The sequence below is a fragment of the Micromonospora sp. NPDC048887 genome (assembly GCF_040649715.1).
GTDB lineage: Bacteria > Actinomycetota > Actinomycetes > Mycobacteriales > Micromonosporaceae > Micromonospora.
On the sequence record NZ_JBEZGA010000005.1, the window covers coordinates 199,583 to 220,133 of the forward strand.

Below are 20,551 nucleotides of genomic sequence, written 5' to 3' on the forward strand. Positions count from 1 at the left end.
TGTCCGGAAGCGGCCGCCTCGGAAGCTGCACACCGAGACATGAGCCGGTATGGTCCGGACCTATGGGACAGGAGATGGCCGATCCGGATGAGGTCCGGCAGGAATCCGACCGCTTCTCCCTCCGCAGCAACCTGCTCGTCCCGGCCTCCGCCGAGCGGGCGTACGCCGTCTTCACCGGCGCGCTGGCCGACTGGTGGGTGCGGGAATACACCTGGTCCGGTCCGGAGGCGCTCACCGCGATCGGCATCGAACCGCGGGCCGGCGGCATGCTCTACGAGATCGGGCCGTACGGCTTCCGCAACGACTGGGGTCGCGTGCTGACCTGGGATCCGCCCCGGCGGCTGGTGTTCACCTGGCAGATCGGCCCGGATCGGGTGCCGGTGCCGGATCCGGCGCGGGCCAGCGAGGTGGAGGTGCTGTTCCACTCCGACGGCCCGGAGCACACCCGGGTGGAGGTCGAGCACCGCTACTTCGACAGGCACGGCACGGCGGCCGAGGGCTACCGCGAGGCGCTCACCGCCGGCTGGCACGAACTGCTCTGCCGTTACCTGGCGACGGTCGCCCGCACCACCGCCGCCTGACCCGCGCCGAGCGGGCGCACCGGGTCAGCCGGCGATGCCCGGCGCCGCGCCGGTGCCGGCCACGCCGGTGCCGCCCAGGTCGGCCCGGCGGCCGGCGTCCGCGCCGGAACCGAAGCCACCGCCCGCCAGCCGCCGTCGCGGGGCGGTGCGCAACCGGGGGTACGCCTCGGCGACCCGGTGCTGGACGCGATCGGAGCGGTCGGCGAGCACCAGCGCCGTCGAGGGCCCGCCCGCCTCCGCCACCGCCTTGTTCTCGGCCGCGCGCAGTCGTTCCGCGACGACGTACGCGAACCCGGCCAGCCAGGTACGCCGGAACGCCGCCGGATGCTCCCCGGCCGGTACGGCAGCACCGGCGAGCCCGTGCGCGGCCTGCACCAGCAGCGAGGTGAACAGCAGCTCGACCCGTTCCAGGTCGCTGGCGAAGCCGAACAGGTGCATGACGAAGCCGTTGCCCTGCCGGCGGCGTACGCATCGGCAGCGCAGCGGTTCGGCGACCGCCGCGAGCAGGCCGGCCTTGTCCCGCGCGTACGGTGCGACCACCTCGACGGTCCGGTCACCCACCGGGTCGACCGCCGGATCGCGCGCGGCGAGCAACGCCCGGTCGACGCCGTAGCGGGCGATCAGCTCGGTGGCCTTGGCCATGAAGGCCGCCGACTCGGCGGGCGTGCAGGCCGGGTCCTCGGCCTGGGCGAGCAGCTTGCGCACCTTGCTGAGCATCGCCTCGGACATGCACCCAGAGCTACCACAGCCGGGGCGACGGGCCGCGCGGCGGGCTCAGTCCGACCGGCTGCGCAGCGTGGCGATCGTCGAGCCGGCGAGGGTGAGGAGGCAGTCGGGCAGCAGCCCGTCGGCCGCCGCCGCCCCGAACAACGCCTCGCCGGTGTCCGCGTCGTCGTTGGCGCACGCGCTGACGAAGCGGGCCACCCACCGCGTGTCGTAGTCGGCCTGGTCGATGCCGGGGAAGTCGAGGGCGGCGCCGCCGGCCGGGGCGTCGTCGCCGAGCATGGTCGCGGCGAGGCACCACGCCACTCCGTACGCCCCGGCGAGGCCGGAGCGGTCCACCACCGCGTCGAACGTGCCCACCACCCCGGCGCCGTCCCCGGCGAGGGCCGAACGGAGCACGGCGGTCGCGTCGTCGAGCGTCTGCTGTGCTTCGTCGTTCACCCGCGGAACAGTATCGCCGGAGGTCAAGCGGTGACCCGGAAACAGCCCGTTGAGCACGCAGAGTGACCCCCGCAGTCGGGGTGCCGACGCAGCCGACTCCACAGTCCCGCGTGCCGCACGAGCACGCTAAGGTGCGCAGCGGACCTTCGCCGGAGGAAGGACGACCATGCTGAGAACACGCACGTCGCGCGCGGCCCTGTCCATGGCCTGCGCGGCGCTCCTGCTCGCCACGAGCGCCTGCGGGAGCGACGAGCCGGAGGAAGCGCCCGCCACCCAGGTGCGCCTCTACGGCACCGACGGCAACATGACCAATTCGTACGCCACGGAACTCAAGGACCGGGCGGATCTGGTGAACGGGATGAAGGGCACCACGCCCCTCACTCCGCTGCCGGAGAGCTTCAAGGAACGGCTACTCGCCGTAGACCCGAAGCTGACCGACTTCCTCTACTCCGCCGAGTCCTACGACGCGGTCGTGATCAGCGTGCTGGCCGCCCAGCTCGCCGGCACCACCGCGCCGGCCGAGATCGCCAAGCAGATCGTCGGCGTGACCACCGGCGGCGAACGCTGCGACGACGTGGCGGCCTGCCTCCAGCTCGCCCGCGCCGGCCGGGACATCGAGTACCGGAGCGTGTCGCTGACCCGTTCGGGGTTCACCGACGCCGGTGAGCCGGCCACCGCGAGCTACGGCACCCGGCACTTCGACAACCAGAAGATCGACGACAGCAAGACCGAGTTCGTCGGCGCCGGTGAGGAGTCCGGGGCGAGCACCAAGACCCCGCCGCGTGGTCGCAAGCTGCGTGACGGCAAGGCGAAGGACGCCCCGCTGGTCCTCGGCGGGCTGCTGCCCAAGACCGGTGACCTGGCGCTGGCGTACCCACCGCTGGCGGCCGGCGCCGCGCTCGCGATCCGCGAGGTCAACGCCGCCGGCGGCGCGCTCGGTGAGCCGGTCAAGTGGATCGAGGGCGACGACGGCACCAACCCGGAGATCGCCAAGGTCACCGTCGCCTCTCACGTGAGCAGGGGCGTCCACGTCATCATCGGCGCGGGCGGCTCCGGCATCTCCCGGGCTGTGCTGCCGGACGTGGTGGCCGCCGGGCGGATCCTGTTCTCCCCGTCGAACACCGACGCCGGGCTGAGCACCGTGGACGACAAGGGCCTCTACTTCCGTACCGCGCCGCCGGACAGCCTCCAGGGCCGGGCGCTTGCCGACGTGATGCTCCGGGACGGCCCGCGCAAGATCGCGATCCTGGCCCGTAAGGACTCCTACGGCGAGGGCCTCCAGGAGAACGTCCGCTCCGAGCTGGACAAGGCCGGGATCGGCGCGGACCGGGTCAAGCTGCTGACCTACGAGCCGCCCGCGGACCCGAAGACGCCAGTGGACTTCAGCGGCGTCGCCAGGGAGATCAAGGCCTTCGGGCCGGAGGCGCTGCTGCTCATCGGCTTCGCCGAGTCCGCGCCGGCCATCCCGGCGCTCGACGACGCCGGAGTCGACATCAAGCGCTGAGGCGCACCGACGTGGAGGGCCGCACCGGATGACACCGGTGCGGCCCTCGTCGTCTCCCGCCGTCCTCAGCGTGACCGGCGCCGCTCCAGGAACTCGGTCATCCGCCGGCGCTTCTCCTCGTCCTCGAACAGCACCGCCTGGCTCAGCAGGTCGAGCTGCGGGTGCGCGGCCGCCGGGGCGTCCACCGCCAGCTTGGTCAGCCGCAGCGCCAACGCGGAACCCTTCGCCATCTCGTCGAGCAGGCCGTGCGCGGTGGGCAGCAGCTCCGCCGGTTCGGCCACCACCCGGTTCACCAGCCCGATCCGCAGCGCCTCCTCGGCGTCCACCCGCCGGCCGGTGAACAGCAGTTCCTTGGCCCGGGCCTCACCGATCAACGCCGGCAGCCGGTAGGTCGCGCCCGCGCCGGCCAGGATGCCCAGCCGCACCTCGGGCTGGCCGAACACCGCGCGGTCCGTGCACACCCGGAGATCGCAGGCGTACGCCAGCTCGGCGCCGCCGCCCAGCGCCGGCCCGTCGACGGCCGCGACGGTGGGCATCGGCAGCGCCCGGATGCGGGCGAAGACCCCCTGGTTGATGGCGGCCAGCGCGTCCAGCCGACCGCGTTCGCGGAGCTGGGCGATGTCGGCGCCGCCGGCGAAGATGCCCGCCGTCCCGCCGGTGAGCAGCAGCAGCCGGGGACGCGCCTCCAGGTCGGCGCAGACCGCGTGCAGCTCGCCCACCAGGCCGGCGTCGATGGCGTTGCGCTTCTCCGGCCGGTCCAGCGTCACCACGAGCCGGTCCGGCAGCTCCTCGATCCGCAGCCCCGTCATTGCCTCACGCCGTCCTTCCAGGTGTAGAAACCCTGCCCCGACTTCTTGCCCAGCTTCCCGGCGGCGACCATCTCGACCAGCAGCGGCGGCGGCGCGAAGCGGTCCCCGTACGCGGCCTGGAGGGTGCGGGCGATGTCCAGCCGCACGTCCAGCCCGACCAGGTCGGTCAGCTCCAGTGGACCGATCGGGTGCCGGTAGCCGAGCACCATCGCCTTGTCGATGTCGGCCGGGCTCGCCACCTCGTCGGCCACCATCCGGATCGCCTCCAGGCCGAGCGTGACGCCGAGGCGGGAGGTGGCGAAGCCGGGCATGTCGCGTACCACGACGGGGTCCTTGCCCAGCCGGGCGGCGAGCGCGACGGCCGCCTCGGTCGTAGCCGGCGCGGTGGCCGGGCCGACCACGACCTCGAGCAGCGCCATCGCCCACACCGGATTGAAGAAGTGCAACCCGAGGAAGCCGGCGGGACGCTCCAGCCCGGCGGCCAGGTCGGTGATCGGGATGCTCGACGTGTTGCTGCCCAGTAGCGCCGGACGGCGGCTCTCCGCCTCGCGCAGTACGGCGCGCTTCAGGTCGAGCCGCTCGGGCACGGCCTCCACGATCACGTCGGCGCCCTCGGCCACCTCGGCGAGCCCGGCCCGGAGCGTGACGCGGGCCCGGTTGGCGGTGGCGGCCTCCTCGGTCAGCTTGCCGCGCAGCACACCCCGGTCCCAGAGTTCGCCGAGCCGGCGCAGTGCCTCGGCGCCCCGGGCGGGGTCGACCTCGACCAGTTCGACCGCGTACCCGGCGCCGGCCGCCACGTACGCGATGCCGAGGCCCATGGTGCCGGCCCCGACGACCACAAAACGACCACTCATCGACGTCCCCTCGCCGCGGCGGGGGCGCGCGGGGTCTCCGCCGCCGGGCCCGTCCGCTCGCTCGTTCCTGCATGCGACCCTATGCATGGCCGGGCCGCCGGGATGCGTGGGGGCGGAGCGGACGGGGTAAGGACGGCCGTCAACGCCGAAGGAAGGAACGAGATGAGCCAGGCACCGGAGAGCGCGGAGAGCACCGAGACGGTCGAGACCCGCGGCGACGAGCGGATTGACCTGCTCCGCGCGGACACCAACAACGACGGCAAGACCGACGTGTGGGTGGTGGACACCGACGGCGACGGCAAGGCCGACCTGTTCCAGTTCGACACCGACGGTGACGGCAAGGTGGACATCACCATGGTGGACATCGACGAGGACGGCACGCCGGACGAGGTGGTCGACGGCGACGGCGGGCTGCCCCCGGAGCAGACCACCCCCACCGTCCAGGTCTGAGCATGTAAGGAAGGGCCCCTTCTTAACGCCTAGGCGCTTGAAAGGGGCCCTTCCTAACGCCGCAGCTCCAGCGTGGCGAGGTAGTAGGGGTGGTCGGTGTCGTCCACGTCGGTCAGTCGCCACGGTGAGCCGTGGACCAGTCCGGCGAACTCCTCGGGCGAGCAGACCAGATAGTCGAACCACTCGGTGCCGAGCAGGCGGTAGCGCAGCCGCAGCCGCAGTTGCCCGCCGATCCGGCCCCGCTGCCGGTTGCGCTCGTGATAGGCGGTGTGCACCGGGTCGGTGGTGCCGTACGGGTCGGTGCCGTGGGCGATCACCCGCGCGCCGGGGCGGGCCAGCGCGGCGAGCGCGGCGAGCATCGCCGGGGCGCGTTCCCGCCCCTCGAACAGGCCGAGGTTGTTGCCGAGCAGCAGGAACGTGTCGTACCGGCGGCCGTCGGCGGCGTGCTCGTCGACGGTGCCGTGCACGAGGTCGCGTACGCCCCGGTGGCGGCTGACGCGCAGCGCGCCGAGCGAGGTGTCCAGCCCGGTGACCGGCACGCCCCGGTCCTGCAGGTGCAACGCGATCCGGCCGGCGCCGACGCCGACGTCGAGCACGTCCCCGCGTACCCGGTCCACGGCCCGGTGGTCGTGCGGCTGCCACAGCTGCGGCGGGTCCAGGTAGTGCCCGGCGGGTGCGCCGTTGACGAGCCCGTCGTCGCGTTCGATGATCTCGATGACCGGCCGGGGCAGGCGACCGCCGGCCATCGGGCGCGGCCCGATTCCGGTGGCGACCGCGTACGCGTCGCGGATCATCTCGCCGAACACGTCGCCGATCTCGGGTTCCCCGGTCATGCCCGCAACGCTATCCGGGGGCCGGAGACGCCGTATCCTTGGCGGCGTGACCGACCTGGACCGCTTGGCGGCGGAGAAGTACGTCCTGCTCACCACGTTCCGCAAGGACGGCCGGGCGGTGCCGACTCCGGTGTGGGCGGTACGCGACGGCGACGGGCTCGCGGTGTGGACGGTGGCCGACTCCGGCAAGGTGAAGCGCATCCGGCGGGACGGCCGGGTCACCGTGGCGCCGTGCGACGTGCGCGGCCGGCCGCACGGCGCGGCGGTCCCGGGGCACGCGACGATCGCCGACGCGGAGAGCACCGACCGGGTGCGGGGCCTGCTCAAGCAGAAGTACCGGCTGATCGGGCGGCTGAGCCTGCTCGGTAGCCGGCTGCGCCGGGGTGAGCGCGGCACGGTGGGACTGCGGATCGTACTGGACGGGTCGACCCCGGAAACGACTGAGCCCGGACACGATTAAGGGCGGTGGATCGTCGCTGCCGCGACGGCACCGCCCCTGATCGGAACGCCGGAGAACGCCGGTTCGTCAGTCTCCCTGGCGCTGCTGGGGGATCTGCCCCTGTAGCAGAGCTCGAACCTCCGACTCGCGGTAGCGGCGGTGGCCGCCCAGGGTCCGGATGGCGCTGAGCTTGCCAGCCTTGGCCCACCGGGTCACCGTCTTCGGGTCGACACGGAACATCGACGCCACCTCGGCCGGTGTGAGTAGCGGCTCAGGTTCGTGCGTTCGCGATGCCATCGGGGTCACTCCTCCACATGTATAGACATCGGCCGGGGTCCCGCCGGCCGACGCGTCTCCCATGGTCCGGCTAGTCCCCGATGTCCGACATGGGCCGAACGGCTGAAGGTCCCTAGACGGACGGATGAACCATGCCCGATTTTTACGACTTTTATGCCGCAGAAACTACCTTATTCGGACTCATGATCACGGTTCGTGATGCATCAACTACGAGACACACTCGTGTCCAAGGCCACTAAGTGTGGCAAACCGGGCGTCAGTTGCAGCGCTCCAGCAGTTGCACCGCGCGCCAGCGGGCGACCAGCTTGTCGTACGCGGCGGACGCCTCCTCGGCCTCGCCCCGGCCCAGTCCGGACAGTCCGGTGGCGACCAGCTCGGGCGAGTCGTCGGCCTCGAGCGTCTCGTCCGGCAGCAGTTGCACCAGGCCGCCGTAGTCCAGCTCGACCACGGAACGCGGGTGGAACTCCTCCAGCCACCGGGCCGCCTCCTCGACCGCCTCGGTGATCGGCGCCTCGCCAATCGACTTGCGCAGCACCGACAGCGCCCGGGACGCCCGGCGACGCGCCTTGGAGATCTCCGTGCGGTAGCGCAGCGCCCGCCGCTCCGGCTCGGTGACCAGGTGCCGCTCACCGGCCTCGAACAGCACGAACCAGCGCAGCGGCACCCCCCAGGTGGCGATATGCTCGTGCACCCGGGGCACCCCGTGCTCCAGCACCCGGGCCCCGCTGCGCCAGTCCTCCACCACTGCCTTCGCCTGCCCGGCGAGCACCGGCGGCACGAACGCGTCGGCCAGCACCGAGGGCACGCCGTCGCGGGCGCTCAGCGCCGCCTCGGCGACCCGGATCCGCAGGTTCCACGGGCAGACCAGCAGCGCGTCGTCGGCCTCCAGGACGTACGCCTCGTCGGGCAGGTCGGGCAGCCGGGTCCAGCCGGCGCCGAGCGCCTCGATCACCGCCGACCGCTGCCGTACCGGTCCCTCCAGCGGGGCTATCGCGCGGCCCTCGCTGACGTACCGGCGCCAGTACGACTGCCGATCCCGGTCGAAGGCGGTGAGCGGCTCGTACACGCGCAGGTATGAAGCGAAGAGCGACGGCACGGCGCGATCCTCCCACGAGACGGGACCATCCGTCGCCGCCCTTGGGCCCGTGGCGTGACATGCGCGACAGTACGGTTCGGGCCGATATTAGGCTCGACGACACCGGCAGCATCCCGCCGGCGTGCCACCAGGTTCCGCACCCCACAAGGGCGCTCACCGACACAGGAGTCAGCCATGAGCGTATTCGCCAGTACCGACGACCCCGTTTCCACAGGGCATGAGCAGGTCGTGTTCTGCCAGGACAAGCAGTCCGGCCTGAAGGCGATCATCGGGATCTACTCCACCGCGCTGGGCCCCGCGCTCGGCGGCACCCGGTTCTACCCGTACGCCAGCGAGGCCGACGCCCTCGCCGACGTGCTCGACCTCTCGCGCGGCATGGCCTACAAGAACGCCCTGGCGAACCTCGACCTCGGTGGCGGCAAGGCGGTCATCTGGGGTGACCCCGAGCAGATCAAGAGCGAGGCGCTGCTGCGCGCGTACGGCCGCTTCGTCGAGTCGCTGAACGGCCGCTACTACACCGCCTGCGACGTGGGCACCTACGTGGCGGACATGGACGTGATCGCCCGCGAGACCCGCTTCGTGACCGGCCGCAGCGTGGAACACGGCGGCGCGGGTGACTCGTCGATCCTCACCGCCTGGGGCGTGTTCCAGGGGATGCGGGCCGCCGCCGAACACGTCTGGGGCAGCCCGACGCTGGCCGGCCGCCGGGTCGGCGTGGCCGGGCTGGGCAAGGTCGGCAAGTACCTGACCGCCCACCTGCTCGACGACGGCGCCGAGGTCGTGGCGACCGACGTCAGCCCGCGCGCCCAGGAGTGGGCGCGCACCACCCACCCGCAGGTCACCCTGGTCGACGACACCGCGGCGCTGGTGACCTCCGACATCGACGTGTACGCCCCGTGCGCGCTCGGCGGCGCGCTGAACGACGACACCGTGCCGGTGCTGCGGGCCAAGGTGGTCACCGGGGCGGCGAACAACCAGCTCGCCCACCCGGGCATCGAGAAGGTGCTCGCGGACCGGGGCATCCTCTACACGCCCGACTACGTGGTGAACGCGGGCGGCGTGATCCAGGTGGCCGACGAGATCGACGGCTTCAACTTCGACCGCGCCAAGCTGCGCGCGACCCGGATCTTCGACACCACCCGGCAGATCCTCCGGCTCGCCGACGACGAGGGCGTGCCGCCGGCGGTCGCCGCGGACCGGCTCGCCGAGCGGCGGATGGCGGAGGTCGGCCGGCTGCGCGCGATTCATCTGCGGTGAAGCTCACCCGGGGGTGGAGCGGCGGCTCCACCCCGGGGGCCGCGCGCGTTAAGCTGACCATCGGCACCGTTCATGCCGGTATGTCCGGTGTCATGGCCAGCCCCGGGTCCTACCCCTTACCCGGTACACTTTGTGACGGCTGGACCACCGCAACGCGCAGGTCCGGTCGACGGTGACCCGAGGTGCCGAACGATGGCATCCCCATGTACCGTAAGAGCCACGAGAGATGCCTGACGTCATCGGGGCCCGCCTTCGGGCTGCCCCGCATTCTGTGCGAGGGGGTCGAGCCATGGGGCGCGGCCGTGCTAAGGCCAAGCAGACGAAGGTGGCGCGGGAGTTGAAGTATCACTCCCCGAACACCGACCTAACCGCCTTGCAGCGCGAACTGGCGGGTAGTGGAAAGTCTGAGCACAACTTCGACGACGACTACAAAGAGTATGTCGACGACGATGACGAGGACCACGCGGACGACGACCCGGACACCTGGGCTCGTCCGACCCGCTGACCTCCGGTCACATCTGAGCACGCGGTAACCCCCGCGTGCTCACGCATGTGCTCTGCTGAGCCGGCGTACGACCGACGATGCAGGGGCCTGCCGTGCCGACTCGCCGGCAGGTCCCTGATCGCGGAACCGCCCTTCAGCGTGGCCGGTTGTTCCAGTTGTAGAACGTCGGGATGTTCTCGAAGTGGTTCCACGCGCAGACCGCGTCGGCACCGTCGCCCGACACCTCCGCCCGCAGCAGCCGTGCCGCCTCCGCCTCACGGAGCAGAGCGGTAAGCCCCGCAGCGGCCCCCCGTACCCGGTCGGCGACGACCTCCCGGTCGGTGTCACTGATGGTCTCGGGCATGCTCCAACACTCCCTCCAGTAGGCGGATCTTGCTGTTGCGGCAGTGCTCGGTCTCCGTGCCGTCGAAACGCCCCAGCTCGAAGTAACGGTTGGCGGCGTGCCCGCCGCCGCAGAACCCGAAGTACGCGCAGGAGTCCCGGCACGCCTCCACGCCGGCGAGGAACTCGCCCACCCACGGCGTGCCGGCCGCGCCGGCGAGGATGTCGCGCAGCGGCGTGGTGAGCACGTTTCCGCTGGCGAAGTCGCCGTAGTGCGGGTCGGTGAACCCGGCCAGCTCCGGCGAGAGCACCACCACCGAGCCGTCATGCCCGACCGTCGGGATCGGGTCGAGGCTACGGGGCAGCAGGTCGTGCGCGGTGCCGGCCAGCACCGCGCCCGCGTACCGCAGCGACCACTCCACCTCACGCAGGTGGATCCGGGGATCCCGCCGCCAGGCCGCCACCAGCTCCGCCCAGAACCCGGTGACCGCGCCCGCGTCCCGGGCGTTCGTCCGGGTGTTGACGCCCTCGGTCTCCTCGATGTTGACGCCGAGCACGTCGCAGCCCAGGTCGAGGAAGTAGTCGTACAGCTCGGTCGCCAGGCCCGGCTCCGGCCGCGAGACCACAGCGAGCGCCGAGAACGGCAGGCCGTGACGGCGCAGCGCCGCCACACCCGTCACGATCCGGTCGTACGCGGGCCGCCCGCCCCGGTTGACCCGCTCGGCGTTGCGCGCCCGCGGCCCGTCCACGCTGACGCTGACCCGCACCCGGTGCTCGGCGAAGAACGCGCACCAGGCGTCGTCGATCAAGGTCGCGTTCGTCTGCACGTGGTGCTCGACATCCGGCCCGAACGGCGCCAGCAGCGCGGCCAGGTGCTCCCGGCCGGCCGCGAGCGGCTCACCGCCGTGCCACACCACGGAGAAGCGACCGCTCGCGGCCCACTGGTTCACCGACGCCGCCACCGCCTCGGCGACGGCCACCGGCATCCGCCTGTCGACCGCCCGCAGGGGCAGGTAGCAGTAGGCGCAGTCGAGGTTGCACAGCGTCGTCGGCTGCATCACCACGTACGACGGGACGACGGCGATGCCCCGCATACCCTCAGGCGTGCGCGCGGCCATCAGCACCTCCCCCGCCTGCCTGAAAACCGAACCTCCAGGCTAGGCCGAGGCGACCGCCCGGGTGAACCCCCGATCAGGTGCCCGGCCGATGGGCGCAGGGTGATCAGCCTCGGGTGTGCTGCCCGACCATCTGCACGTTGCCGGACCCCTCGATGATCTCGCCGGCCTGCCAGGCGTCCACGCCCCGGCCGGTCAGGGTGGCCAGCGCGCGGTCGGCGTCCTCGGCGGAGACGATCGCGAACATGCCGACGCCCATGTTGAAGGTTGCCTCCATCTCCGGGTCCTCGATCCGGCCCTTGGACTGGATCAGGTCGAAGATCGGCTGCGGCTTCCAGGTGGAGCGGTTCACCACGGCGTCGACGTGCTCGGGCAGCACCCGGACCAGGTTGCCGGGGATGCCGCCGCCGGTGACGTGGGCCAGCGCCCGCACCTCGGCCTCGGCGATCAGCTTGAGGCAGTCCTGCGCGTAGATCTTGGTCGGGGTTAGCAGCTCCTCGCCCAGCGTCCGCTGGCGGCCGAAGTCGTCGATCACCACGTCCAGCCGCATCCGGCCGGCGCCGAGCAGCACGTGCCGGACCAGGGAGTAGCCGTTGGAGTGCAGGCCGGACGAGCGCATCGCGATCACGACGTCGCCCACCTCCACCCGGTCCGGGCTGAGGATCTCGCTCTCCTCCACCACGCCGACGCCGGTGGCCGAGATGTCGTACTCGTCGGGGCGCAGCACGCCCGGGTGCTCGGCGGTCTCGCCACCCAGCAGCGCGCAGCCGGCGTACCGGCAGCCGTCCGCGATGCCGGCGCCGATCTCGGCGACCTTGTCCGGCACGACCTCGCCGGTGGCGATGTAGTCGAGCAGGAACAGCGGCTCGGCGCCGCAGGCCACCAGGTCGTCGACGACCATCGCGACCAGGTCGATGCCGACCGTGTCGTGGATGTCGAGCTGCTGGGCGATCACCAGCTTGGTGCCCACGCCGTCGGTCGAGGACGCCAGGATCGGGTTCTTGTACTTCTTCGTGTCCAGCCGGAACAGGCCGGCGAAGCCGCCCAGGTCACCCATGACCTCGGGGCGCCGGGTCTCCTTGACCTTGGACTTGAGCAGTTCGACAGCGCGGTCGCCCGCCTCGATCGACACCCCGGCGTCGGCGTACGAGACCGAGCGTTTGCGCTGCGTCCGGCCGGACCCGGCCGACCAGGGCTGGCGGTCGCCGCCGGCGCCCGTCGGGCTGGATCCTGCGCCGCTGCGCTCGGACACGTGCGTCACGGTTCTCCCCTTTGTGGTTCCCGCGAGCCCGGAGCGGCCGGACCCGCGTCGGTGGTGCTACGGGTGGTGGGTCGGTGTGGCGACGAGCGGACCGGTCGGCCCGGCCGCCTCGGCGGCGACCCGGCGTCCCACTCCTTCGAGCACGTGCTTGCCGATCAGGTTCCCGGCCGGCAGTTCGATCGGGTACTCCCCATCGAAGCACGCCCGGCAGAGCCGGCTCTTCGGCTGCTCGGTCGCGGCGATGAGACCGGGCAGCGAGACGTAACCGAGCGAGTCGGCACCGATGGACCGCCGGATGCCGTCGTTGTCCAGCCCGTTCGCCAGCAGCTCGGCGCGGGTGGCGAAGTCGATGCCGTAGAAGCACGGCCAGCTCACCGGCGGCGAGGAGATCCGGACGTGGACCTCCAAAGCGCCCGCCTCGCGCAGCAGCCGGACGATCGCCCGCTGGGTGGTGCCCCGCACGATCGAGTCGTCCACCACGACCAGGCGCTTGCCACGCACGTTCTGCCGCAGCGGGTTCAGCTTCAGCCGGACGCCGAGGGCGCGCAGCGTCTGCGAGGGCTGGATGAACGTGCGCCCGACGTACGGGTTCTTCATCAGGCCCTGGCCGTAGGTGATGCCGGACTCCTCGGCGTAGCCGATCGCGGCCGGGGTGCCGGACTCGGGCACCGGGATCACCAGGTCGGCCTCGACCGGGTGCTCCTTGGCGAGCTGGCGGCCGATCTGCACCCGCGCGGCGTGCACGTTGCGGCCGGCGATGGTGGCGTCCGGCCGGGCGATGTACACGTACTCGAAAAGACAGCCCTTGGGCTCGGGCGAGGCGAACCGGCTGGACCGCAGCCCGTTCTCGTCGATGGCGATCAGCTCGCCCGGCTCGACCTCGCGGACCACGCTCGCGCCGACGATGTCCAGCGCGGCCGTCTCGCTCGCCACCACCCAGCCGCGTTCGAGCCGGCCGAGCACCAGCGGGCGCACGCCGTGCGCGTCGCGCGCCGCGTAGAGCGTCGACTCGTCCATGAAGACGAAGCTGAACGCGCCGCGCAGCTGGGGCAGCACCTCCAGCGCGGCCGCCTCGACCGACAGGTCGGGCCGGCTGGCCAGCAGCATCGTGACCAGTGAGGTGTCGTTCGTCGAGCCGTCGGAGTCGAGCCCGCGCACGGCGGCCTCGCGCTGCAACTCGGCGGTGTTCACCAGGTTGCCGTTGTGCGCCAGCGCGATCGTGGTGCCGGCGCTCGTGGCCCGGATGGTCGGCTGGGCGTTCTCCCAGGTCGAGCCGCCGGTGGTGGAGTAGCGCGCGTGCCCGATCGCGACATGCCCGCGCAGGCTGGCCAGCGTCGGCTCGTCGAACACCTGGGCGACCAGGCCGAGATCCTTGTAGACCACGACACCGGAGCCGTCGCTCACCGCGATGCCCGCGGCCTCCTGACCGCGGTGCTGAAGGGCGTAGAGCCCGAAGTAGGTGAGGTTGGCGACCTCTTCACCCGGCGCCCAGACGCCGAAGACGCCACACGCGTCCTGTGGGCCGGGTCGCTGGGGGTCAAGGTCGTGGCTCAGCCGGCCATCGCCTCGGGGCACCTGCCGCTCCCTCGCAGTGGGGTCTGGACTGGCCTGGCGGAGTCGGGGGGTCAGCTCCGCACACATGGGCCGGGACCGTCGTCGGGTTCTCAGTGTACGCGACCAGCAGTCGATACCGACAGTCACGAGATGTCAGCCCAGCGTGAGCAGGATTTTCCCTGCCCAACGCCTAAATGGGGAGGTACGGGGATAGGTCAGCCCGGATTCCGGACACCCGGATGCGACCTTCGGTGACCGTTTCCGCCCAACCCGCGCGGCCGGTGGCGATCGCCAGCCACGTCGGCGGATCCATCTCCACCACGTTCGGCGGCGTGCCGCGGGTGTGTCGTGGGCCACTCACGCACTGGACCGCACCGTAGGGTGGGACGCGCACCTCCACCGATCGGCCGGGGGCACGATCCGCGAGGGCAGCCAAGAGCATCCGGACCGCCTCCCGGAGCACCGGCCGTTCGGGCGTACGCCCCTCGTCCAGCGCCGCCAGTGCGGCGAGTACCGCTTCGGAATAAGCGTGCGGAGAGGACACGACGGGACGATACGACCCGGCGGGACGCCGCCCGACGGCGGCCCTGGGTAGAGATGATCCGGTCAGACAAGGCATAGTTGCCGACGGCGTTATTCGTACCGTGAGTGATCAACCTCGGCCCTGGCGGCCGGCGGAGAGGTCAGACCCGGAAGGCGGTGGACGTGTCAACACACCGACGTGCCTGGAAGCAGCGGGCCGGTGTGGTCGTAGCGCTGGTCTTCGGCGCCCTGCTCACCGTCCCCGCAAGCCCCGCCCTCGCCGCACAGATTGTCACCGCCACCAACTCCGTGACGGTCGAGGCGGGCAAGAACAGCACTGTAACGGTCACGGTCCGCCCGACCGGTGGTGAGACATCCACTGACATCGACGTGCAGGACCTACCCGACGGCGTCAACTGTGGGGGCTGCGGTCGGGTCGATTTCAATGGCGATCAGGATCAGACGGTCACGCTGACTCTGACGGCGGCTGCGAGCGCGCCAGCCAACAACCAGTCAGCGAGGATCACGGTCAGCGGCGGCCCACCTCGGCAGCTCCGGGTTACCGTCCGGGCTGCTGCCCCGCCCACGCCGCAGCAGCCGCAGACGGTCAAGACGGTCTCCGGCAAGGTGGTGAACGCCGACGGCGACCCGATCGAGGGCGCCCTCGTCATGCTCCGCGACAGCGCGGGCAAGGAGCGCCGCACCAACACCAGCGGGAACGGCAACTTCAGCTTCAGCGGCTCCGAGTCCAACCCGATCGCACCCGGGCGGATCGAGGTGGGTGCCTCCACCGACGGCGCCACGCCCGTCGCCAAGTCGGTGAACGCGAACGCCGGACAGTCCGTGACCGGCGTCCGGCTCAGCATCCAGGTGCGGGCGTCGGCGAGCCCGAGCGCCACCCCGTCGGCGAGCGAGTCCGCCGCGCCGTCCGAGGAGCCGCTCGAGGAGGAGACGGCCGACACCCCGTCGGCCGAGGCGCCCGCCGCACAGCAGCCGACCGCGAACGAGGACTCCGGCGGCTTCGGCTCCTGGCTGCTCATCCTGCTCGGTGGCCTCTTCGTCGCCGTCGGCGTGGGCACCATCGTGCTGCTCTACCTGCGCCGCAAGAACGAGGACGGCGACGGCGACGGTCCGGGTGGGCCGGCCGGTCCGAGTGGCCCCGGTGGCGCCGCGGCCGGTGCCATCCCGGCGGCCCGGGGCGCCTACCACGGCACTGACGACCAGACCCGGGTGGTGAACGGCATGGGCGCCGGGCCGGCCGCGACGATGGTCGGTGGCCCCTCGATCAGCGACGCCCCCACCATGCTCCAGCGCCCGGTCGTGGACGACGTCCCGCCGGACCCGTACGGCGCACCGCCCGGCCCGGCCTACGGTGTCGGCGGCGGCCAGGGCGGTTACGGCTACGGCGACGACGCGCCCGGCCAGGGCGGTTACGGCGCGGGTGGCTACGGCAACGCGCCCTCCTCGGGCGGCGGCTACGGCAACGGCCCGTCCTCGGGCGCCGGCTACGGCAGCCCGGACTACGCCGCCGGCGCCGCTGCCGGTGCGGCCGGCTACGCGGCCCAGGGCGGCGGCTACGGCAACGAGCGCTTCGACGAGCCCACCGGCCGCTACACCGGGGACAGCACCCAGTACGCCCCGGCGGCCGACCCGTACCCGACCAGCACCTACCAGCCGGAGCAGGACCGCGGCTACGACCAGGCCGGCTCGGCCTCGTACGGCCGTGGCCCGGAGCAGGGCGACGGGTACGGTGCCGCCGGTGGCTACGGCACCGCGCCGGGCGGCTACGACACCGGCCGCCAGCAGGGCGGATACGGCGAGCCCACCGGCGCTTACGGCAACGCCGCGGGCGGCGGCTACGGCGACAACCCGCCCGGCGGCTACGGCGACGCTCCGGCCTACGGCGGCGGCCAGGCGGCGGGCGGCGGCTACGGCGACGGCGCAACCGGCGGCTACGGCAACGCCGGCGCTGGTGGCTACGACAAGCAGTCCGGTGGCTACGACGGCGGCCGCCAGCAGGGCGGATACGGCGACGCGCCGACCGGCGGCTACGACAACCCCAGCGGCGGATACGACACCCGCTCGCCGGGCGGCTACGACACGAGCGCCGGTGGTTACGACAGCGGCGCGACCGGCGGCTACGACGGCGGCCGTCAGCAGGGCGGGTACGGCGACGCGCCGGCCGGCGGCTACGGCAACCCCGGCGGCGGATACGACGGCGGTCACCAGTCGGGCGGCTACGGGCAGCAGGGCGGCGGATACGGCGACGGCTACGGCCAGGCCCCGCAGGGCGGGTACGGCCAGCAGGGCGGTTACGGCCAGGAGCCGCCGCAGCAGCGCGGGGGCGGCTACGACAACCCCAACGACCCGGCGCAGGCCGGTCGCGCCCGCCCGGACGCGCAGCCGGACCGTTCCGGACGGCGCCTCGACTGGCTGGACGACTGACCCGTACCAGACAGAGGAACTGTGGCCGCCCGCGAGAAGTGGGCGGCCACAGTCGTCAGCGCGCCGAACACATGCCGCGTTGCCCGCAGGCGAGAGGGCTGCGCTCAGGCGGGGGCGAAGTAGTCCTGGCGGAGCACCGGCACCACGTCGGAGACACCCACAGCGGTCGCCACCGCGACGTCCTCCGCGAAGCCGCCCTCGGCGAGTTCCCGCCCGGAGACGCATCCCCGGACCGCGGCCGGCACGTCCGGCGTGCTCGCCAGCGCGGCGAGCGCCATCGCGGCCTCCACCGAGAGCCCACCGGGCACCTCGGCGAGCGCGTCGAGCACGCACGCCGCACCGAGCTGGTCCTCCACGCAGGGCCGCAGTGACCCGTCGGGCCAGCGCTCGCCGGCCGCCACCACGCCCACCGGGGCGTCGTTCGAGCCGTACCCCTCGGCGCGGAGCCAGCGCCCGACGGCGGGTGCGTTACGCAGGCACGCCGCGACCACCGGCACTCCGGTGGCGCTCGCGGCGGCGCTGATCGCCGAGCCGTTCGGCGACGGCAGCACCAGGTCGGCCACGACCGGCGCGGACCGCAGCGCCGCCGGGGAGAGCGACCACGGATGCTCCGCGGTCGTCCTCCGGCGGCCCACAGCGGCCACCGCCCCCACCCGGCGGGCGTAGTCGGCGGCCTGCTCACCCCACGGGAACGGGTGCACCCGCATGCCGCGGCTCACCGCCACCTCCACGGCGGTGGTGAACGACAACACGTCCACCACCACCAGGGCGGCGCAGACCCGGCCGAGCTCCGCCGCCCCGGTCAGTCCCCAGTCGAACCGGGCACCGGCGCCGGGTTGGGCGAAGACGGCCAAGGCCAGCGCCTCAGCGCTGACCCGGCGCCGGCTCACCGGAAGCCGGACCGTCGGACCCGTCGGCGGGCGCCGACTCGTCCTGGGCCGGGGTTCCGTCGACGGCAGGAGTCGCGCCGGCCGGTGCGTCCCCGTCCGACGCCGTAGCCGGCGCGTCGGGCTCCGCCGTGGCGGCGGGCGCGGAGGCCCCGGCGTCGGACGGCGGGGTGTCCCGGCCGGCCTTGGCGATCGGCTCGGCGTCGACAGCGGCCGGGTCGATGCCGACCGGCTGCTCGGCGGTCGCCGGAAGCACTGTGGTGGTGCCGGTACGGGTCGCCGCCACCTCCACCCGGGCCGCCTCGGCGGCACCGAACAGGCGCGGGAGCGTACCGGTGTGCGCCTCGCGCAGCTCGTCCAGGCCGATGCGGAACTGGCCGTGCACCTCCAGCGCGCCGGAGGCCGGGTCGGTCACGCCGACGAACTCCCACGGCACGCCACGCTCGGCGCACAGCGCGGTGAACGCCTTCTCGTGGCCGCGCGGCACCGACACCAGCACGCGGCCGGCGGACTCGCTGAACAGGAAGACGAACGGCATCGACCCGCCGGCGAAGTGCTCCGGCACCACGACCCGGGCACCGACGCCCCGGCGCAGGGCCGACTCGACCAGGCTCTGCGCCAGGCCGCCGTCGGAGAGGTCGTGCGCGGAACTGAGGTGCCCGACCCGGGCCGCCTCGGCCAGCAGCTCGGCGAGCTGCCGCTCGCGGGCCAGGTCGACCTGCGGCGGGATGCCGCCGAGGTGCTCGTGGGTCACCCAGGCCCACTCCGAGCCGGACAGCTCGACGTGCGTCTCGCCCAGCAGGAAGAGCTGGTCGTGGTCGCCGGCCGGGCGCGGCACGAAGCCCATCGGCACCCGCTCGGCGACGTCGTCGAGGACCCCGAGCACGCCGACCACCGGGGTCGGGTGGATGGCCGCGGCACCGGTCTGGTTGTAGAAGCTGACGTTGCCGCCGGTCACCGGGATGCCCAGCTCCAGGCAGCCGTCCGCCAGGCCGCGTACGGCCTCGGCGAACTGCCACATCACGCCCGGGTCCTCCGGCGAGCCGAAGTTCAGGCAGTTGGTCACCGCGATCGGCTTCGCGCCGGTCACCGCCACGTTCCGGTACGCCTCGGCCAGCGCCAGCTTCGTCCCGTGGTACGGGTCGAGGCGGGCGTACCGGCCGTTGCCGTCGACGGAGAGCGCGACGCCCAGGCCGCTGCGCTCATCGATCCGGATCACGCCGGAGTCCTCCGGCTGGGCGAGCACGGTGTTGCCGAGCACGTACCTGTCGTACTGCTCGGTGACCCAGGTCTTGTCGGCCAGGTTCGGCGACGCGATCATGCGCAGCACGGTCTCCCGGAGCGCATCCGGGGTGCTCGGCCGGGGCAGCGTCTCGGCGCGGTCGGCCTGGAGCAGGATCAGGTCGGCCGGCTCGCGCATCGGCCGGGCGTACACCGGGCCGTCGTCGACGAGTGAGCCCGGCGGCACGTCCACCACGAGCTGGTCGCGCCAGGTGACGACGAGCCGGCCCGGCTGGCCGTCCGCCGACGGGGCGGTGACCTCGCCGATGGCGGTGGCCCAGACGCCCCACTTCTCGGCGGTCTTGAGCACGGCGTCGAGCTTGTCGGGCGAGACGACGAGCAGCATCCGCTCCTGGGACTCGCTGGCCAGGATCTCGTGCGGCTCCATCGAGGGCTCGCGCAGCGGCACCCGCTCCAGCCAGACCCGCATGCCGGTGCCGGCGGAGGCGGCGGTCTCGGTGAGGGCGCAGGTCAGGCCGGCGCCGCCGAGGTCCTGGATGCCGACGACCAGTTCGGCGTCGTACAGCTCCAGGCACGCCTCGATGAGCAGCTTCTCCATGAACGGGTCGCCGACCTGCACGGACGGGCGGCGCTGCTCGCTGCCCTCGTCGAAGGTGGCGCTGGCGAGCACTGATACGCCGCCGATGCCGTCGCGGCCGGTCTTGGCGCCCATCAGGACCACGATGTTGCCGGGGCCGGTGGCGTCCTTCTTCTGCAGCCGGTCGACCGGCAGCACGCCCAGGCAGAGCGCGTTCACGAGCGGGTTGCCCTGGTAGCAGGGGTCGAAGACGACCTCGCCGCCGATGTTGGGCAGGCCGAGGCAGTTGCCGTATCCGCCGACTCCGGCGACCACGCCGGGCAGCACCCGGGCGGTGTCCGGGTGGTCGGCCGCGCCGAAGCGCAGCGGGTCCATCACTGCCACCGGGCGGGCGCCCATGGCGAGGATGTCGCGGACGATGCCGCCGACGCCGGTCGCCGCGCCCTGGTACGGCTCGACGAAGCTCGGGTGGTTGTGCGACTCGACCTTGAAGGTCACCGCCAGCTCGTCGGAGACCTGGACCACGCCGGCGTTCTCCCCGATGCCGGCGAGCAGCCGGTCGCTCGGCGGCGCCTTCTCGCCGAACTGGCGCAGGTGCACCTTGCTCGACTTGTAGGAGCAGTGCTCGCTCCACATGATCGAGTACATGGCCAGCTCGGCCTGGGTGGGCCGGCGGCCGAGGATGTGCCGGATCCGGTCGTACTCGTCGTCGCGGAGGCCCAGCTCGGCGTACGGCTGAAGCTCCTCCGGCGTGCCGGCGGCCCGGGGGACGGTGTCCACGCTCAGCGCCCAGTCGTCGGTCGCGCCGGCCTGCGGCGCCACGCCCTGGCGCTCGCGC

The 20,551-nt window shown here is 72.8% G+C and carries 21 protein-coding genes; 7 read left to right on the forward strand and 14 right to left on the reverse strand.

Going from position 1 to position 20,551, the window contains the following annotated elements; translation table 11 throughout:
* The first annotated feature begins 62 nt into the window (after positions 1 to 62).
* Positions 63 to 581: an SRPBCC family protein gene (locus tag AB0C17_RS10760; RefSeq protein ID WP_357385083.1), complete on the forward strand. Its 519-nt coding sequence runs from the start codon at positions 63 to 65 to the stop codon at positions 579 to 581.
* Between the two features lie 24 nt (positions 582 to 605).
* Here AB0C17_RS10760 and AB0C17_RS10765 read toward each other — a convergent pair whose 3' ends face one another.
* Positions 606 to 1,310: a DUF2786 domain-containing protein gene (locus AB0C17_RS10765; RefSeq protein ID WP_357385085.1), complete on the reverse strand. Its 705-nt coding sequence runs from the start codon at positions 1,308 to 1,310 to the stop codon at positions 606 to 608.
* A gap of 45 nt (positions 1,311 to 1,355) precedes the next feature.
* On the reverse strand, positions 1,356 to 1,745 hold the full coding sequence (locus AB0C17_RS10770; protein WP_043327529.1) for a hypothetical protein: 390 nt from the start codon (positions 1,743 to 1,745) through the stop codon (positions 1,356 to 1,358).
* 166 nt (positions 1,746 to 1,911) lie between these two features.
* Here AB0C17_RS10770 and AB0C17_RS10775 point away from each other — a divergent pair, with 166 nt between their 5' ends.
* The gene (locus AB0C17_RS10775; protein WP_357385087.1) at positions 1,912 to 3,249 is read left to right on the forward strand and encodes an ABC transporter substrate-binding protein; all 1,338 of its coding nucleotides are present in this window, start codon (positions 1,912 to 1,914) and stop codon (positions 3,247 to 3,249) included.
* Between the two features lie 65 nt (positions 3,250 to 3,314).
* Here AB0C17_RS10775 and AB0C17_RS10780 read toward each other — a convergent pair whose 3' ends face one another.
* A complete protein-coding gene (locus AB0C17_RS10780; RefSeq protein WP_357478088.1) occupies positions 3,315 to 4,058 on the reverse strand; it encodes an enoyl-CoA hydratase/isomerase family protein in 744 nt (247 codons plus the stop codon).
* The gene (locus tag AB0C17_RS10785) at positions 4,055 to 4,912 is read right to left on the reverse strand and encodes a 3-hydroxyacyl-CoA dehydrogenase family protein (RefSeq protein ID WP_357385091.1); all 858 of its coding nucleotides are present in this window, start codon (positions 4,910 to 4,912) and stop codon (positions 4,055 to 4,057) included. Before AB0C17_RS10785 ends, AB0C17_RS10780 begins: the two co-directional genes overlap by 4 nt.
* Before the next feature lie 162 nt (positions 4,913 to 5,074).
* Between AB0C17_RS10785 and AB0C17_RS10790 the strand changes: the two genes are divergently transcribed.
* Positions 5,075 to 5,362 (forward strand): hypothetical protein, encoded by a 288-nt coding sequence (locus AB0C17_RS10790; RefSeq protein ID WP_357385093.1) that lies wholly within the window; start codon positions 5,075 to 5,077, stop codon positions 5,360 to 5,362.
* 53 nt (positions 5,363 to 5,415) lie between these two features.
* Here the strand turns inward: AB0C17_RS10790 and AB0C17_RS10795 are convergent, their stop codons facing one another.
* Positions 5,416 to 6,195 carry a class I SAM-dependent methyltransferase gene (locus AB0C17_RS10795; protein ID WP_357385095.1) on the reverse strand — a complete coding sequence of 260 codons (780 nt, stop codon included), beginning with the start codon at positions 6,193 to 6,195 and terminating at the stop codon, positions 5,416 to 5,418.
* A gap of 46 nt (positions 6,196 to 6,241) precedes the next feature.
* Here AB0C17_RS10795 and AB0C17_RS10800 point away from each other — a divergent pair, with 46 nt between their 5' ends.
* On the forward strand, positions 6,242 to 6,655 hold the full coding sequence (locus AB0C17_RS10800; RefSeq protein WP_357385097.1) for a PPOX class F420-dependent oxidoreductase: 414 nt from the start codon (positions 6,242 to 6,244) through the stop codon (positions 6,653 to 6,655).
* 66 nt (positions 6,656 to 6,721) lie between these two features.
* Here AB0C17_RS10800 and AB0C17_RS10805 read toward each other — a convergent pair whose 3' ends face one another.
* Positions 6,722 to 6,931, reverse strand: coding sequence for a BldC family transcriptional regulator (locus AB0C17_RS10805; RefSeq protein ID WP_007073996.1), 210 nt, complete (start codon positions 6,929 to 6,931; stop codon positions 6,722 to 6,724).
* Positions 6,932 to 7,187: 256 nt separating this feature from the next.
* On the reverse strand, positions 7,188 to 8,027 hold the full coding sequence (locus AB0C17_RS10810; RefSeq protein ID WP_357385099.1) for a hypothetical protein: 840 nt from the start codon (positions 8,025 to 8,027) through the stop codon (positions 7,188 to 7,190).
* Positions 8,028 to 8,201: 174 nt separating this feature from the next.
* Here AB0C17_RS10810 and AB0C17_RS10815 point away from each other — a divergent pair, with 174 nt between their 5' ends.
* Complete coding sequence (locus tag AB0C17_RS10815; RefSeq protein ID WP_357385101.1) at positions 8,202 to 9,284, forward strand: Glu/Leu/Phe/Val dehydrogenase dimerization domain-containing protein; 1,083 nt, start codon at positions 8,202 to 8,204, stop codon at positions 9,282 to 9,284.
* Positions 9,285 to 9,573: 289 nt separating this feature from the next.
* Positions 9,574 to 9,789: a DUF3073 domain-containing protein gene (locus tag AB0C17_RS10820; RefSeq protein WP_013283429.1), complete on the forward strand. Its 216-nt coding sequence runs from the start codon at positions 9,574 to 9,576 to the stop codon at positions 9,787 to 9,789.
* 133 nt (positions 9,790 to 9,922) lie between these two features.
* Here AB0C17_RS10820 and amcA read toward each other — a convergent pair whose 3' ends face one another.
* From amcA to AB0C17_RS10845, 5 genes are all read right to left on the reverse strand, one after another.
* Entirely contained in the window at positions 9,923 to 10,132 is a 210-nt protein-coding gene (amcA, locus tag AB0C17_RS10825; RefSeq protein WP_357385103.1) for a multiple cyclophane-containing RiPP AmcA, read from the reverse strand.
* Positions 10,113 to 11,204, reverse strand: coding sequence for a cyclophane-forming radical SAM peptide maturase AmcB (gene amcB / locus AB0C17_RS10830; RefSeq protein WP_357385318.1), 1,092 nt, complete (start codon positions 11,202 to 11,204; stop codon positions 10,113 to 10,115). Before amcB ends, amcA begins: the two co-directional genes overlap by 20 nt.
* Before the next feature lie 127 nt (positions 11,205 to 11,331).
* Positions 11,332 to 12,486, reverse strand: coding sequence for a phosphoribosylformylglycinamidine cyclo-ligase (purM, locus tag AB0C17_RS10835; RefSeq protein ID WP_357385105.1), 1,155 nt, complete (start codon positions 12,484 to 12,486; stop codon positions 11,332 to 11,334).
* Positions 12,487 to 12,543: 57 nt separating this feature from the next.
* Entirely contained in the window at positions 12,544 to 14,061 is a 1,518-nt protein-coding gene (purF, locus tag AB0C17_RS10840) for an amidophosphoribosyltransferase (protein WP_216931519.1), read from the reverse strand.
* A gap of 169 nt (positions 14,062 to 14,230) precedes the next feature.
* Entirely contained in the window at positions 14,231 to 14,584 is a 354-nt protein-coding gene (locus tag AB0C17_RS10845) for a sterol carrier family protein (RefSeq protein WP_357385108.1), read from the reverse strand.
* 161 nt (positions 14,585 to 14,745) lie between these two features.
* Here AB0C17_RS10845 and AB0C17_RS10850 point away from each other — a divergent pair, with 161 nt between their 5' ends.
* The gene (locus AB0C17_RS10850; RefSeq protein ID WP_357385110.1) at positions 14,746 to 17,007 is read left to right on the forward strand and encodes a carboxypeptidase regulatory-like domain-containing protein; all 2,262 of its coding nucleotides are present in this window, start codon (positions 14,746 to 14,748) and stop codon (positions 17,005 to 17,007) included.
* Positions 17,008 to 17,111: 104 nt separating this feature from the next.
* Here AB0C17_RS10850 and AB0C17_RS10855 read toward each other — a convergent pair whose 3' ends face one another.
* Entirely contained in the window at positions 17,112 to 17,861 is a 750-nt protein-coding gene (locus AB0C17_RS10855) for a 2-phosphosulfolactate phosphatase (protein WP_357385112.1), read from the reverse strand.
* A 10-nt stretch (positions 17,862 to 17,871) separates the two neighbouring features.
* Positions 17,872 to 20,535, reverse strand: a complete 2,664-nt coding sequence (purL, locus tag AB0C17_RS10860; RefSeq protein ID WP_357385320.1) for a phosphoribosylformylglycinamidine synthase subunit PurL — start codon at positions 20,533 to 20,535, stop codon at positions 17,872 to 17,874.
* Positions 20,536 to 20,551: the final 16 nt, after the last annotated feature.

What these genes read in the sequence shown, in the direction of transcription:
- AB0C17_RS10760 (WP_357385083.1), top strand. Translation starts at nt 63, where the DNA reads ATGGGACAGGAGATGGCCGATCCGGATGAGGTCCGGCAGGAATCCGAC.
- AB0C17_RS10765 (WP_357385085.1), bottom strand. Translation starts at nt 1,310, where the DNA reads ATGTCCGAGGCGATGCTCAGCAAGGTGCGCAAGCTGCTCGCCCAGGCC.
- AB0C17_RS10775 (WP_357385087.1), top strand. Translation starts at nt 1,912, where the DNA reads ATGCTGAGAACACGCACGTCGCGCGCGGCCCTGTCCATGGCCTGCGCG.
- AB0C17_RS10780 (WP_357478088.1), bottom strand. Translation starts at nt 4,058, where the DNA reads ATGACGGGGCTGCGGATCGAGGAGCTGCCGGACCGGCTCGTGGTGACG.
- AB0C17_RS10785 (WP_357385091.1), bottom strand. Translation starts at nt 4,912, where the DNA reads ATGAGTGGTCGTTTTGTGGTCGTCGGGGCCGGCACCATGGGCCTCGGC.
- AB0C17_RS10790 (WP_357385093.1), top strand. Translation starts at nt 5,075, where the DNA reads ATGAGCCAGGCACCGGAGAGCGCGGAGAGCACCGAGACGGTCGAGACC.
- AB0C17_RS10795 (WP_357385095.1), bottom strand. Translation starts at nt 6,195, where the DNA reads ATGACCGGGGAACCCGAGATCGGCGACGTGTTCGGCGAGATGATCCGC.
- AB0C17_RS10805 (WP_007073996.1), bottom strand. Translation starts at nt 6,931, where the DNA reads ATGGCATCGCGAACGCACGAACCTGAGCCGCTACTCACACCGGCCGAG.
- AB0C17_RS10815 (WP_357385101.1), top strand. Translation starts at nt 8,202, where the DNA reads ATGAGCGTATTCGCCAGTACCGACGACCCCGTTTCCACAGGGCATGAG.
- AB0C17_RS10820 (WP_013283429.1), top strand. Translation starts at nt 9,574, where the DNA reads ATGGGGCGCGGCCGTGCTAAGGCCAAGCAGACGAAGGTGGCGCGGGAG.
- amcA (WP_357385103.1), bottom strand. Translation starts at nt 10,132, where the DNA reads ATGCCCGAGACCATCAGTGACACCGACCGGGAGGTCGTCGCCGACCGG.
- amcB (WP_357385318.1), bottom strand. Translation starts at nt 11,204, where the DNA reads ATGCGGGGCATCGCCGTCGTCCCGTCGTACGTGGTGATGCAGCCGACG.